The sequence below is a fragment of the Streptomyces rubellomurinus genome (genome assembly GCF_000961885.1).
Classification (GTDB): Bacteria; Actinomycetota; Actinomycetes; order Streptomycetales; family Streptomycetaceae; genus Kitasatospora; species Kitasatospora rubellomurina.
The window spans coordinates 2,222-18,768 of sequence record NZ_JZKH01000073.1; the positions used below are offsets into that span (position 1 = coordinate 2,222).

Annotated in this window: 3 protein-coding genes (1 of these 3 cut by a window edge); all 3 read left to right on the forward strand. The window is 76.1% G+C overall.

Annotated features, from left to right (window positions below; all coding sequences use genetic code 11):
- Tightly spaced (each overlapping or abutting the next), the 3 genes in view from VM95_RS28100 to VM95_RS28110 form a layout consistent with a single transcriptional unit that may run on beyond the window.
- The gene (locus VM95_RS28100) at positions 1–8,841 is read left to right on the forward strand and encodes a type I polyketide synthase (protein ID WP_244178973.1); all 8,841 of its coding nucleotides are present in this window, start codon (positions 1–3) and stop codon (positions 8,839–8,841) included.
- Entirely contained in the window at positions 8,841–13,646 is a 4,806-nt protein-coding gene (locus VM95_RS28105; protein ID WP_045701834.1) for a type I polyketide synthase, read from the forward strand. Before VM95_RS28100 ends, VM95_RS28105 begins: the two co-directional genes overlap by 1 nt.
- Positions 13,643–16,547, forward strand: the 5' portion of a protein-coding gene (locus VM95_RS28110; RefSeq protein WP_045701836.1) for a non-ribosomal peptide synthetase. It continues 452 nt past the right edge of the window; 2,905 of the gene's 3,357 nt are visible here — the first part of the coding sequence; the start codon lies at positions 13,643–13,645; its stop codon lies off the right edge, out of view. Before VM95_RS28105 ends, VM95_RS28110 begins: the two co-directional genes overlap by 4 nt.

Genomic DNA, 16,547 nt, shown 5'->3' on the forward strand with positions numbered 1-16,547 from the left:
GTGGACGGCGAGGGAGACCCCGTCAGCCCGACCAACGAAGAAGTCGACCGGCGGGTCCGCGCCATCGCCGCGGCCCTTCGCGAGCGGGCCGCCGCCGGGGACCGCGCACTGATCATCTGCCCCCCGGGGCTCGACTACCTGGCCTCCTTCCTCGGCTGCCTGTACGCGGGGGTCATCGCCGTCCCGGTGTATCCGCCGGACCCGGTCTTCATGAAACGCACGCTCCCGCGCCTGCTCAGCGTCATCGCCGACGCCCGCCCGACGGTGGTACTGGCGAACCGCGCGGTCGCCGCGATGGCCGACGAACTCGCCAAGCGCGCACCGGACCTGGCGAACCTCACCTGGCTGCTGGTCGACGAGGTCGACCCGGCCGCCGCGGACGGGTGGCGCAGACCGGAGACCACCGGGGACGACCTCGCGTTCCTCCAGTACACCTCGGGATCGACCGGCACCCCCAAGGGCGTGATGGTCGGCCACGCCAACCTGATCCACAACGTCACCTCCATCAACGAGCGGGTCTTCGCCGACCACCCCGGCCGGCACCTGGTCAGCTGGCTGCCGCCCTTCCACGACATGGGGCTGATCGCCGGGCTGCTGGCGCCCGGCCTGGGCGCGTACCCGCTGACCTTCATGGAGCCGATGGCGTTCCTGAAGCGCCCGCTGCGCTGGCTGCGGGCCGTCTCCGAGTTCCGGGGGACGCTGACCGGCGCCCCGAACTTCGCCTACGACCTCTGCGTCGCGAAGATCTCCGAGGAGGAGCGCCGCACGCTGGATCTGAGCGGCGTGCGGGTGGCGTTCAGCGGCGCGGAGCCGGTCCGGATCGACACCATCGACCGCTTCGCCCGGGCCTTCGAGTCGAGCGGCTTCGACCGCAACGCGTTCTACCCGTGCTACGGGCTGGCCGAGGGAACGCTCTTCGCCTCCGGCGGACGGCAGTTGACCGGGCCGGTGACGCGAAGAGTCGACGCCGCCGCCCTCGCCGAGCGGGCGGTGGTGGACGCGGTGCCCGGCCGGGCTGCCAGGACGCAGGTCGGCTGCGGGTCCTCGATCCCCGGCCAGGAAGTCGCCATCGTCGACCCGGAGACCCGCAGACGGCTGCCCGAGGGCCGGATCGGCGAGATCTGGGTCCGCGGGCCGAGTGTCGCGCACGGCTACTGGCAGCGCCCCGAGGAGAGCGCCGAGGTCTTCGGCGCCCGCATCCGCGAGGACGCGGAAACCGACGCGGCAGACGGGCCCGAAGGCCAACCGGGCGGCGGCGTCGGGGAGTTCCTGCGCACCGGAGACCTCGGTTTCCTCGACGGCACCGAACTGCACGTCTCGGGCCGCCTCAAGGACGTCGTCATCATCGACGGGAAGAACCACTACCCGCAGGACATCGAGCTGACGGCGGAGACGAGCCACCCCGCGCTGTACCCCGGCTGCGGCGTCGCGTGCTCGGTGGAGGAGGACGGCGAGGAGCGGCTCCTCGTCGTCCACGAGGTCGCCGGGCGACCGCCGGCGCTCGACGCCGAGAGCGTCTTCGCCGCGATCCGCGCCGCGGTGGCGCAGGAGCACGGGATCGCGGTGCGCCACATCGTCCTGCTCAGACGCGGCGGCATTCCGAAGACCTCCAGCGGCAAGCTGCAGCGCCGGGCGGCGAAGCAGGCCTTCCTCGCCGACGAGCTGAACGCGGTGGCCTCCTGGAGCGCGCCGTCCGCGCACACCCCCGACCCCGCACCGGCCGAGGCCCCCGAGGCCCCCGAAGCCCCCGAGGTCCCCGAAGCCCCCGAGGTCCCCGCCTCCGCGATCGAGCGGCGCCTCGTCGGCGAGCTGGCCGAACTGCTCGGCCTGGCACCGGAAGCCGTGGACCCCACCCGCCCGTTCGTCGACTACGGGCTGAGCTCCGCGCAGCTGGTCGCCACGGTCGGCGGGATCGAGCACTGGCTGGGGCGCACGCTGCCCGCGACGCTCGCCTACGAGTACCCGACGATCGAATCGCTCGCCCGCCACCTGGGCACGGCCCCCGAGGGCGGGCGGGCCGAGCGACCCGCGACCGCCCGGCCGCCCCGCTCCGGTGCGGCACGGAGCGCGTCGGGCCCGTCCGCCGAAGCCGAACCGGCGGGCGGTGCGCAGGAGTACGAGCCGGTCGCCATCGTCGGCATCGGCTGCCGCTTCCCGGGCGGCGCCGACGACCCCGAGTCGTTCTGGCAGCTGCTCGTCGAGGGCCGCGACGCGGTGGGCGACGTACCGGCCGGCCGTTGGGACGCGGCCGAGTTCACCGCCGAGGACCCGTCCGTCCCCGGCCGGACCAACAGCCGCTGGGGCGGCTTCCTGGACGGCGTCGACCGCTTCGACCCGCACTTCTTCGGGATCTCCCCGCACGAGGCCGAGCGGATGGACCCGCAGCAGCGGCTGCTCGCCGAGGTCGCCTGGGAGGCCCTGGAGGACGCCGGGGTGGCGACTGAGAGCCTGGCCGGCTCCGCCACGGGGGTCTTCGTCGGCATCGCGACCAGCGACTACGCGCACCTGCAGTTCCGCGACCTGGCCACGGTCGACGCCTACGCCGGCACCGGCAACGCGCTGAGCATCGCGGCCAACCGCCTCTCCTACCTGTTCGACCTGCGCGGGCCGAGCATGGCGGTGGACAGCGCGTGCTCGTCCTCCCTGGTGGCCGTACTGCAGGCGTGCGCCAGCCTGGCGCGCGGAGAGTGCTCGCTGGCGCTGGCCGGCGGTGTCAACGTCATCCTGTCGCCGGCCCTGGCCGTCAACTTCACCAAGGCGGGGGTGATGTCCCCGGACGGGCGGTGCAAGCCGTTCGACGCGCGCGCCAACGGCTACGTCCGCTCCGAGGGCGCCGCCGTGGTGGTCCTCAAGCCGCTGAGCCGGGCGCTCGCCGACGGCGACACCGTGCACGCCGTCATCCGCGGCGGCGCGGTGAACCAGGACGGGCGCAGCAACGGCATCATGGCGCCCAACCGGCACGCCCAGGAGGAGGTCCTGCGCACCGCGTACGCCCGGGCCGGGGTGCGCCCCGAGCAGGTGCACTACGTCGAGGCGCACGGCACCGGCACGCTGCTCGGCGACCCCATCGAGGCCCGGGCGCTGGCCGCGGTGGCCGGCGCCGGGCGCGAGCGGGGCGCTCCGCTGGTGATCGGCTCGGTGAAGAGCAACATCGGCCACCTGGAGGCCGCGGCGGGCGTCGCCGGACTGGTCAAGGCGGCGCTGATGGTCCGTCACCGGATGGTCCCGGCGAGCCTGCACTACCGCACGCCGAACCCGCACATCCCCTTCGAGGACCTGTCGCTGCGGGTGGCCGACGCGCTGCGGCCCTGGCCCTCGGAGGACCGGGCGCTGGTCGGCGTGAGCTCCTTCGGCTTCGGCGGCACCAACGCCCACCTGGTGCTGGAGCAGGCCCCCGAGCAGGCGGCGCGCGCGCCGCGCACCCCGGCGGGCGGCACCCAGCTGCTGGCCCTCTCGGCCCGCAGCGAGCAGGCGCTGCGCGAACTCGCCGCACGGTACGAGGCGCAGCTGGCCGAGCCGGAAACGGGGGTGCGGCTGCACGAGGTCTGCGCGGCGGCGGCGGTGCGCCGCGTGCACCACGAGGTCCGGCTCGCCTGCGTGGGGCGCTCGTTCGCCGGCCTGCGGGAGGCGCTCGGCGCCTTCGGCCGGGGTGAGGAGCGCAAGGGCCTGTCCTGGGGCGGGCGCAGGGTCGGCCGGCGGCCGCGGACGGCGTTCGTCTTCTCCGGGCAGGGGCCCCGCTGGTGGCCGCTGGCGGGTGACCTGCTGGACGCGGAGCCGGTGTTCCGCGAGTCGCTGGAGCGCAGCGACGCGATCCTGGACCGGCTCGCCGGCTGGTCGCTGATCGAGCGGCTGGGCACCGACGCCGAGGACGGCCTGCTCGCCGACCCCGCCGTCGGGCAGCCCGCGCTGTGCGCCGTGCAGATCGCGCTGGCCGCGCTGTGGCGGTCCTGGGGCGTCGAGCCGGAGGCGGTGGTCGGCCACAGCGTCGGCGAGATCGCCGCCGCGCACGTCGCGGGCGCCCTGGACCTCGACGCGGCCCTCACGGCGGCCCTGCACCGCGGCCGGGTGATCCGCGCCGCGATCGGCCGGGGCCGGATGGCCGTGGTCGGCGTCGGCCACGAGGAGGCGCAGCGCATCCTCGCCGAGCGGGCGCCGGGCGCGGTCTGGGTGGCCGCGAGCAACGGCCCGACCTCGACGGTGCTGTCCGGCGACGGCGACGCGCTCACCGCGCTGGCCGCCGGGCTCGACGCCGAGGGCGTCTTCTGCCGCCTGCTGGAGTCGGTCGCCTTCGCCTCGCACAGCCCTCGGATGGACCCGCTGAGCGAGGAGTTGAAGGTCCTGCTCGGCGACCTGGTCGCGGGCCCGCCGGCGCTGGACATGGTGTCGACCGTCACCGGCGAGCGCGTCGGCGCGGACCTGCGGCTGGACGCGGAGTACTGGGCGGCCAACCTGCGCCGGCCGGTGCTGTTCGACCAGGCGGTCAGTGGTCTGGTCGACTCCGACTACGACGTGTTCGTCGAGATCTCCCCCCACCCGATGCTCGGCGAGGCCGTCGCGGAGCGGTTGGCGCAGCGCGAGGCGGACGGCGCGGTGGTGGCCTCGCTGCGCCGGGACGAGCGGGGCCGGGATGCGCTGCTCGCCGAGCTCGGCCGCCTCCACACCGCCGGCTTCCCGGTCGACTGGGCCGCGGTCCACGGCGGCGGCGTACCGATGGTGCGGCTGCCGAGGTACCCGTGGCAGCGGCAGCGCTACTGGCTGGACGAGGCGCCGCCGCGCGCGGAGCGCCCGCGGGAGGGCGGCCACCCGGTGCTCGGCACGCGGCTGCCCTCGGCCCTGCGGCCGGGCACCGTCCACTTCGGCGCCCGGGTCGACCTGGCCGGGCTGCCGTACCTGCGGGACCACCGGGTCGCCGGGGCCGCCGTGCTGCCGGCGAGCCTCGTCCTGGACGCGGCCCTGGCGGCGGCGCGCCGAACGCTCGGCGAGGGGCGCCCGCCGGGCGAGGGGCACGCGGTCGTCGAGGACGTCCGCTTCACCCGGATGACGGTCGTCCCGGAGTCGGCCGAGGACGCCACCCTGCAGCTGGTGCTGTGCGGGGAGACGGCCGGTACCGGGACGCTGCGCCTCTACAGTCGCGACCCGGCCGGGCGCGGCGAGTGGACCGAGGTGGCGAACGGACGCTACCGCGACGCGCCCGCGCCGGCCGCCCACGAGCCGCTCCACGAGCCGCTGGCGGCGCTGCGCGAACGGTGCGCGCGGCCGCTCGACCGCGCCGGGCACTACGCCGGGCTGGGCCGCGCGGGGCTGGAGTACGGGCCCGCGTTCCAGGGCGTCGAGCAGCTCTGGCGCGGCACGCACGAAGCCCTCGCCCGGCTGCAAGAGCCGGCCGAGGTGTCCGGCGACCGCGACCCGTACCTGATCCACCCGGCGCTGCTCGACAGCTGCCTGCAGGCGCTGGCGGCGGCCGTGGACGGGACGGGCGGGGCGACCTGGCTCCCGGTCGGCGTCGGCGCGTTCACGCTCACCGGCGACGGCCGCGCGGTGCGCTGGGCCCACGCCTCCGTGCCCGCGATCACGGACGCCGGGGACGAGATCAGCGGCGGCCGGGTGGAACTCCTCGACGAGGCCGGCCGGTCGGTCGGCGTGGTCGACCGGATCACGCTGCGCCGCCTGGAGCCGGCCGAGACCGAGGGCACGGCCGCCGAGGCGGTGTTCGAGCTCGCCTGGCAGCCGGCCGAGGCCGTCGCCGAGCAGGTGGACCCCGGCGCCGGCTGGTGGCTGTTGTTCGCCGACCGGCAGGGCGTCGCCGACGCCGTGCGCTCCTCGCTCGCGGCGCGCGGCGCCGCCTGCGTGACGGTGACCGCCGCGCACGGATACCGGCGGGTCGACGAGAGCCGCTACGAGGTCGATCCGCTGCGCCGGGAGGACGTCGAGGCGCTGCTGGCCGACCTGGCGGCCACCCGGACGGGCCCGTGCGCCGCGGTGCTGCACACCTGGAGCCTGGACGCCGAACCCTTCGAGCCCGAGGGCGAACCGGCCCGGTACCCACGGGAGTTCGACCCGCTGCTGGAGCCGGTCGACCGGATCTGCGCCCCCGTGCTCCATCTGGTCCAGGCGCTCGCCGAGGACGGCCCGTCAGGGCCGGGCCTGGGCTCGCCGCGGCTGCTGCTGGCCACCCGCGGCGCCCAGCGCGTCGGCGGCGAGCGGGCGCTGCCGGCCGTCGCGCAGGCGGCGCTGTGGGGCCTGGCCCGGGTGATCGTGCTCGAACACGGCGAGCTGCGGCCCGCCGTCGTGGACCTCGATCCGGACCGCCCGGCCGAGAGCGCGGCCGCCCTGCTCGGCGAGGCGCTGCGGCCCGCCGGCGAGGCCCAGCTCGTGCTGCGCGGCGAACGGCGGCTGGCCCCACGGCTGGAGCGGCACAGCGCTCCGCGGCCGGTGGCGACCGCCTGGCGGCGGCAGCCGTTCGATCCCGCCGTCCACACCAACCACCGGATCCTGGCGACGGAACCGGGCGTCCTGGACAGCCTGGCCGCCGCCCGCTGGCAGCGCACCGCGCCCGGCCCCGGGCAGGTCGAGATCGAGGTGGCCGCCACCGGGCTCAACTTCAACGACGTCCTCAAGGCCATGGACATCTGCCCCGGGGTGTCCGGGACGGTGCCGCTCGGCGGTGAGTGCGCCGGCCGGGTGACGGCGGTCGGCGCCGGCGTCGAGGGGCTGCGGGTCGGGCAGCGGGTGATGGCGGTGGCGCCGTCCAGCATGGCGGCGTACGCCACCACCGCGGCCCCCCTGGTCGCCCCGGCGCCGGAGAAGCTCACCGACGAGGAGGCGGCAGCCACCCCGGTCGCCTTCCTGACCGCGGTGTACGGGCTGGAGTACCTGGCGCGCCTGCGCCGGGGCGAGACGCTGCTGATCCACTCGGCGGCCGGCGGCGTCGGGCTCGCGGCCCTGCAGGTCGCCCGCCGCAACGGCGTGCGGGTGCTGGCCACCGCGGGCAGCGAGGAGAAGCGCGAACTGCTGCGCTCGCTGGGCGTCGAGCGGGTGATGGACTCGCGCTCGCTGACGTTCGCCGACGAGGTCATGGCGCTGACCGGCGGGCGCGGCGTGGACGTGGTGCTCAACTCGCTCGCCGGCGAGGCGCTCACCCGCAGCGTGCGGCTGCTCGCCCCGGGCGGGCGGTTCGTCGAGATCGGCAAGCGGGACGTCTACGACGACCAGCCGCTTCCGCTGGGCGCGCTCAAGCACAACCGGGCGTTCCTGGCCGTCGACCTGGAGCGCTCCTTCGCCGAGCAGCACGAGCTGGTGGCCGAGCTGTTCGCCGAGGTCGCGCGCGGCTTCGCCGAGGGCGACTTCACGGCCCTGCCGGTGACCGACTTCGCGTTCTCGCAGGCACCGGCGGCGTTCGCGCTGATGGCGCAGGCCCGGCACACCGGCAAGCTCGTGCTGCGGCCGGACGCCCCGGCGACGGTCGCCGTGCCGCCGCAGGACGGCCCGGTCCGGGCGGCGGCGAGCTACCTGATCACCGGCGGCCTGGGCGCGCTCGGTCTGGAGACCGCCCGCTACCTGGTGGACCAGGGCGCCCGGCACCTCGTCCTGGTCGGCCGGCAGAAACCTTCCGCCCAGGCGGAGTCGGTGATCGCCGAGCTGCGCGAACGGCAGGCGACCGTCCTGGTGCGCAGCGCCGACGTCTCCCGCCCCGAGGACGTCACCCGGGTGCTCGCCGACCTGGACGCCGCGCTGCCGCCGCTGGCCGGCATCGTGCACGCCGCCGGGTTCCTGGACGACGCCCTGCTGCTGGGGCTCGACCGGGACCGGCTGCGCTCGGTGGCCGAGCCCAAGGCCTCCGGCGCCTGGCAGCTGCACCGGGCCACCGCGGGCAGGGAGCTGGACTTCTTCGTGATGTTCTCCTCGGCCGCCGCGCTGCTCGGCTCGCCGAGCCAGGGCAACTACGCCGCCGCCAACGCCTACCTGGACGCCCTGGCGCAGTACCGGCAGGCCCGGGGCCTGCCCGCGCTGAGCATCGACTGGGGGCCGTGGGCGCGGATCGGCCTGGCCGCCGGACCCGAACGGGCCGGCGCCCTGGCCGCCCAGGGCGTCCTCGCGCTGGAACCGCGGCAGGGCATCGAGGCGCTCGACCACCTGCTGCGCGCCGGATCGGCGCAGGCGTGCGTCCTGCCGCTGGACCACGGCCGGCTGCGCGAGGCCGCCGACGCGGGGCTGCTGCCCGCGCTGCTCACCGGCCTGCTGGCCGCCGAGCCGGCGGCGGCGGTGCCGGGCGGGCCGCCGCCGGAGCTCCGCGGGCGGCTGCTCGCGGTCGAGCCGGGGCGCCGGCGCCGGGCGATCCTCGCCGAGCACTGCCGTGCGGTGGTCGCCAAGGTGCTCAAGACCGACCCGGCGCGGATCGACCCCACCGAGCCGCTGGCCGCGATGGGCCTCGACTCGCTGATGTCGCTCGAACTGCGCAAACGGCTGGAGGGCTCGCTGCACACCGACCTGCCCGCCACCATCGGCTGGCGCTTCCCCACGGTCGACGCGCTCGTGCCGTTCCTCGCCGAGCGGATGGGGATCGCCCTGCACGCGGAGCCGGGCGGCGTGGCTCCGGGCGGCGCGGTTCCGGGCGGCGCCGAGCCGGGCGGCGTGGCTCCGGGCGGCGCGATTCCGGGCGGCGCGATTCCGGGGGGCGCGGAGCACGCGGGCGGCGCGGCGCCGGGCGGCGGGCGCGCGGGCCGTACGGGTCCGGACCCGGTGGCCGACGACATCGAGACGGAGATCGACCGGCTGGACGACAGCGACGTCGAAGCGCTGCTGCTGGCCAGGATGACGCAGATCGACGAGGGGCGGGACTGATGACTTCGCAGGACGGGCAGCAGACTTCGACGTCCACGCTCAAGCGTGCGTACGTCACCATCGAGCGGATGCAGCGCCGCATCGAGGCGTACGAGCGCGCGGCCGCGGAACCCATCGCCGTGGTGGGGCTGGGCTGCCGCTTCCCCGGCGGGGCCGTCGACGCGGACAGCTACTGGCGGATCCTCGCCGAGGGCGTCGACGCGGTGAGCGAGATCCCCGCCGACCGGTGGGACGTCGACGACTTCTACTCCGCCGAGCCGCGCCAGCCGGGGCGGATGAGCACCCGGTGGGGCGGCTTCCTCGACCGCATCGACCGGTTCGACCACGAGTTCTTCGGCATCTCCCGGCGCGAGGCGCTCGCCATGGACCCGCAGCAGCGGCTGACGCTGGAGGTGGTCTGGGAGGCACTGGAGAACGCGGGCCAGGCGCCGTCCGGACTGGCCGGCAGCCGCACCGGCGTGTTCCTCGGCGTGTGCAGCAACGACTTCGCCACCGAGCAGCTCACCGGCCCCGCACAGGCCACCGCGTACGCCAGCACCGGCTCCGCCCACAGCATCGTCACCGGGCGGGTCTCCTACGTGCTGGACCTGCGCGGTCCGAGCATGGCGATCGACACCGCGTGCTCCTCCTCGCTGGTCGCCGTGGACCAGGCCTGCCGCAGCCTGCGGGCGGGCGAGTGCGACCTGGCGGTCAGCGGCGGCGTGAACGCGATCGTCTCGCCGCTGCCGAGCATCTCCTTCTCGCAGTTCCCCGGCATGGTCGCCCCGGACGGCCGGTGCAAGACCTTCGACGCCTCGGCCAACGGCTACGTGCGCGGCGAGGGCTGCGGCATCGTCGTCCTGAGACGGCTGTCCGACGCCGAGCGGGACGGCGACCAGGTGCTCGCCGTCATCCGCGGCGGCGCGGTCAACCAGGACGGCCGCAGCTCGGGCATCACCGCCCCGAACGGCGCGGCGCAGCGCGATGTGCTGCGCCGCGCGCTGGAGGCCGCCGGGGTGGCCGCCGAGGAGGTCTCGTACGTCGAGGCGCACGGCACCGGCACCACCCTCGGCGACCCGATCGAGGTGGACGCCCTCGCCGAGGTCTACGGCCGGCCGCAGGGCGCGCCGGTCTACCTCGGGTCCTCGAAGACCAACCTCGGCCACCTGGAGGCCGCCTCCGGCATCGCCGGGCTGATCAAGGTGGTGCTGTCGCTCAGCCGCGGCGCGATCCCCGGCAACGTGCACTTCCAGCGGCTCAACCCGCACATCTCCTTCGAGGGCACCACCTTCGCGGTGCCGACCGGGCTCACGGCCTGGCCGGCGCCGGAGGGCAGACGGGCCGCGGGCATCAGCAGCTTCGGCTTCAGCGGCACCAACGCCCACCTGATCGTGGCGCAGGCGCCCGCTCGCACCGCGCCGCCGCAGGCCGACACCGGCACCGGCACCGGCCGTCCGGCCTCGGTGCTGGCGCTGTCCGCGAAGAGCGGGACGGCGCTGGCCGCGCTGGCGGAGCGCTACCGGGAGCGGCTGACGGCCGATGCCGCCACCCCGCCGGCCGACCTGTGCCACTCCGCCAACACCGGCCGCTCGCACTTCCGCCACCGGCTGGCGGTCTCCGGCGCGACGCGGCACGAACTCGCCGAGGCACTGGGCGACTTCGCCGCCGGCCGGGCGAGCGAGCGGCTCGCCCACGGGCAGGCGGGCGCCGGCGAGGCGGTGTTCCTGTTCACCGGGCAGGGGCCGCAGCGGCCGGGCATGGCCCGCGCCCTGTACGAGACCCAGCCGACCTTCCGCCGGGTGCTGGACACCTGCGACGAGATCCTGCGGCCGGTCCTGGAGCGGCCGCTGCTGTCCGTCATCCACCCCGAGGACCCGGAGTCGGGGCTCGTCGACGAGAACACCTACTCCCAACCCGCCCTGTTCGCCGTCGAGTTCGCGCTGGCGGAGCTGTGGCGGTCCTGGGGCGTGGAGCCGGCGGCGGTGCTCGGGCACAGCTTCGGCGAGTACGTCGCGGCCTGCGTGGCGGGCATGATGTCCCTGGAGGACGGGCTCGAACTGGTCGCCGAGCGCGGGCGGTTGATGCAGGCGCTGGCCGCGAACGGCTCGATGGCGGCGGTCTTCGCCCCCGAGCTGGACGTCGCCATGGCGGTGGCCGACTACCCGGACACGGTCTCGATCGCCGCCGTCAACGGCCCGGCGAACGTCGCGATCTCCGGCGTGCGGGCCGACGTGGAGGCGATCTGCGCGAGCCTCGGGCGCTACGGCGTGGAGAGCCGGCAGCTGCGCATCACCACCGCCTCGCACTCCCCCCTGATCGAGCCCGTCATCGGCGCGCTGCGGGCGGCGGTGGAGAAGGTGCGGTTCAGCGCGCCGCGCATCCCCCTGGTCGCCAACCTGACCGGGGAGCTGTGGCCGTGGGAACGGGTGCCCGACGCCGACTACTGGGCCGAACACGCCCGCCAGCCCGTCCGGTTCGCGGCCGGCGTCTCCGCGCTGCGCGCCATGGGGCACGCCACCTTCCTGGAGATGGGCCCCTCCCCGACCCTGCTCGGCCTGGTCGAGGACTGCCTGCCCGGCGGGCACGACGCCCTGCTGCTGCCGAGCCTGCGGCGCGGGCAGGACGACTGGCAGGTGCTGCTGTCCTCGCTGGGCCGGCTCTACGCGCGCGGCGCGGACATCGACTGGCGGGGCTTCGACCGCGACTACACCCGCGCCAGGGTGACCGTCCCCGGCTACGCCTTCGACCCGACGCCGCTACGGCAGGAGCCGGCCGGACACCACCGCTACCAGGACCGGGAGGACCAGCGGGCGGGCGCGGCGGCCGCCGGGCCGGACGGCGCCGGCCCGGACGAGGAGCTGCTGTACCAGCTCGACTGGCAGCCCGCCGAGCCCGCCCCGGTGCGGACGGCCCCGCCGGACGGCCCGGCGCCGACCTGGCTCGTCCTCGCCGACCGCACCGGCGTCGGCGACGCCCTCGCCGCGGCCGTCGAGGAGCAGGGCGCCCGCTGCGTGCGCGTCGTGCCCGCGCCCGAGTACCGCTACGACCCCGAGCAGGGCGCCGCCGAGGTGCGCACCGACAGCGCCGCGGACCTTCGCCGGCTGCTGGGCGAACTCGCCCCGGCCGAGGAGGAGCTGCGGGTGGTGCACCTGTGGAGCCTCGACGACGCGGACGCCGAGCCGGAGTCCGCGGCCCAGCTGCTGGCCGGGCAGGAACGCGGCTGCATGAGCGCGGTACGGGCGGTGCAGGCCCTCGCCGAGGTCCGCAGCACCCGGCCGACCCGGCTGTGGCTCGTCACCCGCGGCGCCGCCGGCCCGGACGCGCAGGGCGCGGCGCTCGGCCAGTCCACCCTGTGGGGCCTGGGCAGGTCGCTGCAGCAGGAGCACGCCGGCCTGTGGGGCGGCCTGCTCGACCTCGACCCGCAGGCCGAACCGAAGGCGCTGGCCCACCGGTTGCTCGACGAGCTGGCCGGCGGCGACGGCGAGGACCAGATCGCGCTGCGCGGCGAGGTGCGCCACGTCGCCCGGCTGACCCGCGCCCGGCTCGCCGAGCCCACCGCCCGGGGCGGAACCTTCCGCACGGACGCCAGCTACCTGGTCACCGGCGGCCTGGGCGGTGTGGGCCTGGCCGCGGCCCGTGCCATGGTGCAGGCCGGAGCCCGCCACCTGGTGCTCCTCGGCCGCACGCCGCTGCCGCCGCGGCAGGAGTGGGCCGCGCAGCGCGGCGACTCCCCGGCCGCGCGACGCGTCGCCGCCGTCCGGGAGTTGGAGTCGCTCGGCGCCGCCGTCACGGTGGCGGTGTGCGACCTCGCCGACGAGTTCGCGGTGCGCGACCTGCTCGCCCGCCACGACGCGGAGGGCCGCCCGCCGATCCGCGGCGTGCTGCACGCGGCCGGCGTCGGCGAGGTCACGCCGCTGCGCCGGCTCGAACTCGACGACCTGGAAGCGCACCTGAAGCCGAAGGCGGTGGGCGCCTGGATCCTGGACCGGCTGCTGGCCGACCGGCCGCTGGACTTCTTCGTCCTCTGCTCCTCGGCCAGCTCCGTCCTCAGCTCGCCGTTCGTCGCCGGCTACGCCGCCGCCAACGCCTTCCTGGACTCCCTCGCCCAGCGGCGCCGGGCCCAGGGCCGGCCGGTCCTGAGCATCAACTGGGGCATCTGGTCGCAGACCGGCATGGCGCTGCGCGGACCGGAGTCCACCGGCGGGCTCAGCGGCGGCATGGGCACCCTCGACCCCGACCAGGCCGTCCGGGTCCTGCTGACCCTGCTGCGCCAGGAGCTCGCACAGGTCGCCGTCCTGCCGATCGACTGGGCCGAGTGGGGCCACCGCTACCAGGAGGCCTCCGGATCCGCGCTGCTGTCCGCGCTGGTGCACCGGCCCGAGCGGGCACCGGCCGCGGCCGCGCGCACCGCCGTCCGGGCCAGCTCGCTGCCCACCCGCGAGGAGCTGCTCGCCCTCGGGCCGGCCGAGCGCGTCGCCGCGCTGACCGCGCAGCTGTCCCGCAGCGCCACCGCGACCCTGCGCGCCCAGGGCGAGGGCGTCGCGGCGGAGCTGCCGCTGATCGACCTGGGGCTGGACTCCCTGATGGCCGTGGAACTGCGCAACGAGATCGAGGGCCGGCTCGGCGTCCCCGTGCCGATCTCCGTCTTCCTCGAAGGCGCCACGGTGGGCGGGTTGGCGCAGCGGATCGTCGACCAGCTGGCCGGCGGCGACGGCGAGGCGGCCGCCGGGCCCGTGCCGATCCGGCGCGTCAAGCGCCGCGAGGACGTGGCGGCCGACCTGCTCGCGCGGATCGGCGCCCTGCCGAGCGGCGAGGCGGGCGCATGAGCGAGATCGACGACCGCCTCGCGGCGCTCACGCCCGAGCAGCGCGCCCTGTTCGAGAAGCTGCTGGCCGAGAGCGGGCAGGCGGAGGACAGCTTCCCGCTCTCGGTGACCCAGCAGGGCATCTGGTTCCAGGAGCAGCTGCACCCGAACAACCCGGCCTACGTCATCCCGGCCGCGGCCCGGCTGGACGGCCCGCTCGACACCGCCGTCCTGCGCGCCGCGCTGCGCGAGATCGTGCGCCGCCACGAGTCGCTGCGCACCACCTTCGAGTTGCGCGACGGTCAGCCCGTCCAGGTCGCCCGGGCCGAGCTGCCGCTCGACCTGACCGAGGAGGACCTCGGCGCCGGCGGCCTCGACGAGGAGCTGTTCCACCGGCGGATGTCCGAGCTGCGCGGCGAACCGTTCGACCTGGCGGCCGGGCCGCTGCTGCGGCTGCGGCTGCTGCACGTCGGCCCCCAGGAGGCGGTGCTCCTGGTGGCGATGCACCACCTGGTCTCCGACGGCTGGTCGGTGGGCGTCCTGGTGTCCGAACTCCTCGCCCTGTACGAGGCGTTCGCCGCCGGGCGGCCCTCGCCGCTGCCGGACCTGGAGATCCACTACGGCGACTTCGCCGGCTGGCAGCAGCAGTGGCTGCGGGACGCCGACCTGACGGCGGACCTGGCCTACTGGCGGGCGCACCTGGCCGGCGCGCCCGCCGCCCTCGCCCTGCCGACCGACCGCCCGCGCCCGGCCGTCCAGGGATTCCACGGCGCCTCGGTGCCGTTCGCGCTGCCCGAGCCGCTGATGCGCGAGCTGGGCGCCCTGGCCAAGCGGCACGGCGCGACGACGTACATGGCACTGCTGGCGGCCTTCCAGGTGCTGCTGCACCGGCACGCCGACCAGGACGACGTGGTGGTCGGCGTGCCCACGGCCGGCCGCGGGCGGGCCGAGGTGGAACCGCTGATCGGATTCTTCGTCAACACCCTGCCGGTGCGCACCGACCTGTCGGGGAACCCCGACTTCGTCCAGGTCCTCACCCGCACCCGGGACGCGTGCCTGGGCCTGTACGCGCACCAGGACGTCCCGTTCGAGCGGATCGTCACCGAGCTGCGGCCGGCCCGCGACCTGAGCCGGCCGCCGGTCTTCCAGACCTGCCTGACGTACCAGAGCGACCCGCTGCCCGCCCGGGAGAGCGCCGGCCTGCGGCTGCGCCGGCTGCCGGTGCGGGCCGAGGGCGCGCGGTTCGACCTGGAACTGCAGTGCTTCGACGACAACGGTGGCCTGCACGGCTGGTTCGAGTACGACCGCGACCTGTTCGACGAGCGGACCGTGGCGCGGATGGCGGACCACCTGCGCCGGATCGTCGAAGGGGTGGTGGCCGACCCGCGGACGCCGGTCGGCCACCTGCCGCTGCTCGACGACGGCGAGCGGGCGGGCGCGCTGGCCGCCGGCACCGGACCGGACGCCGAGTGGCCCGGCCGGGGCTGGATCCACCAGTGCTTCGAGGAGGCCGCACGCCGCACGCCCGCGGCCGAGGCCGTCCGCTTCGAGGGGGATTCGCTCGACTACGCGGAGCTGAACCGGCGGGCGAACCGGCTCGCCCACCGGCTGCGGCGCTCGGGGGTCGGCCGCGACGTGCTGGTCGGCGTCGCGATGGAGCGCTCGCCGGACCTGGTGGTGAGCCTGCTCGCCGTCCTCAAGGCCGGCGGCGCCTACGTCCCGCTGGACCCGGGCTATCCGCCCGACCGGCTGGCGTACCTGCTGCGGGACGCGCAGGCCCCCGTCCTGCTCACCCAGGCGCGGGTGCGGGCGCTGCTGCCCGCCACCGACGCGGAGATCCTCTGCGTGGACGAGCTCGCGGAGCAGCTGGCGGCCGAGTCCGCCGCCGACCCCGAGGTCGCGGTGGACGGCGAGGACCTCGCCTACGTGATCCACACCTCGGGCTCGACCGGGCGGCCCAAGGGCGTCATGAACGTCCACGCGGCCATCCGCAACCGGCTGCTGTGGATGCAGGACGCCTTCCCGATCGGCCCCGGGGACCGGGTGCTGCAGAAGACGCCGTTCTCCTTCGACGTGTCGGTGTGGGAGTTCTTCTGGCCGCTGATGACCGGCGCCACCCTGGTGGTGGCCCGGCCCGAGGGGCACCGGGACAGCCGCTACCTGATCGAGACCATCCGCGCGGAGGCGATCACCGCCGTGCACTTCGTCCCCTCGATGCTGCAGGTCCTCCTGCGGGAGCCGGACGTCGAGGAGTGCACCTCGCTGCGGCACGTGGTGTGCAGCGGCGAGGCGCTGCCGCGGCGGCTGGCCCAGGCCTTCCTCGACCGCAGCGGCGCGCGGTTGCACAACCTGTACGGCCCGACCGAGGCCGCGATCGACGTCACCGCCTGGACCTGCCGCCGGGACGAGGACCCGCGGCCGCTGCCGATCGGGCTGCCGATCGCCAACACCCGGGTGCACGTGCTCGACCGCCACCTGCGGCCCGTGCCGCCCGGGGTGCCCGGTGAACTCCACCTCGGCGGGCGCAACCTGGCGCGCGGCTACCTCAACCGGCCCGAGCTCACCGCCGAGCGGTTCGTCGAGGACCCGTTCGCGCCGGGCGGGGGCGCCCGGCTGTACCGCACCGGGGACCTGGCGCGGCGCCGCGAGGACGGTGCGCTGGAGTACCTCGGGCGGCTGGACCACCAGGTCAAGCTGCGCGGTCTGCGGGTCGAACCCGGCGAGATCGAGGCGGCGCTGACCGCCCACGAGCGGGTGCGCGAGGCGCTGGTGCTCGCCCACGAGCACGGCCCGGACGACGTCCGGCTGGTGGCCTACCTGACCGGCGAGGACGTGCCGCCCGCCGGCCGGCTGGCCGAGTTCCTGCGCCGGCGGCTGCCCGAGTACATGGTGCCGTCGCACTTCACGGTGCTGCCGGCGCTCC

Excerpts from the sequence above, each read along its gene's own strand:
- VM95_RS28105 (WP_045701834.1), top strand. The coding sequence starts at position 8,841 with ATGACTTCGCAGGACGGGCAGCAGACTTCGACGTCCACGCTCAAGCGT.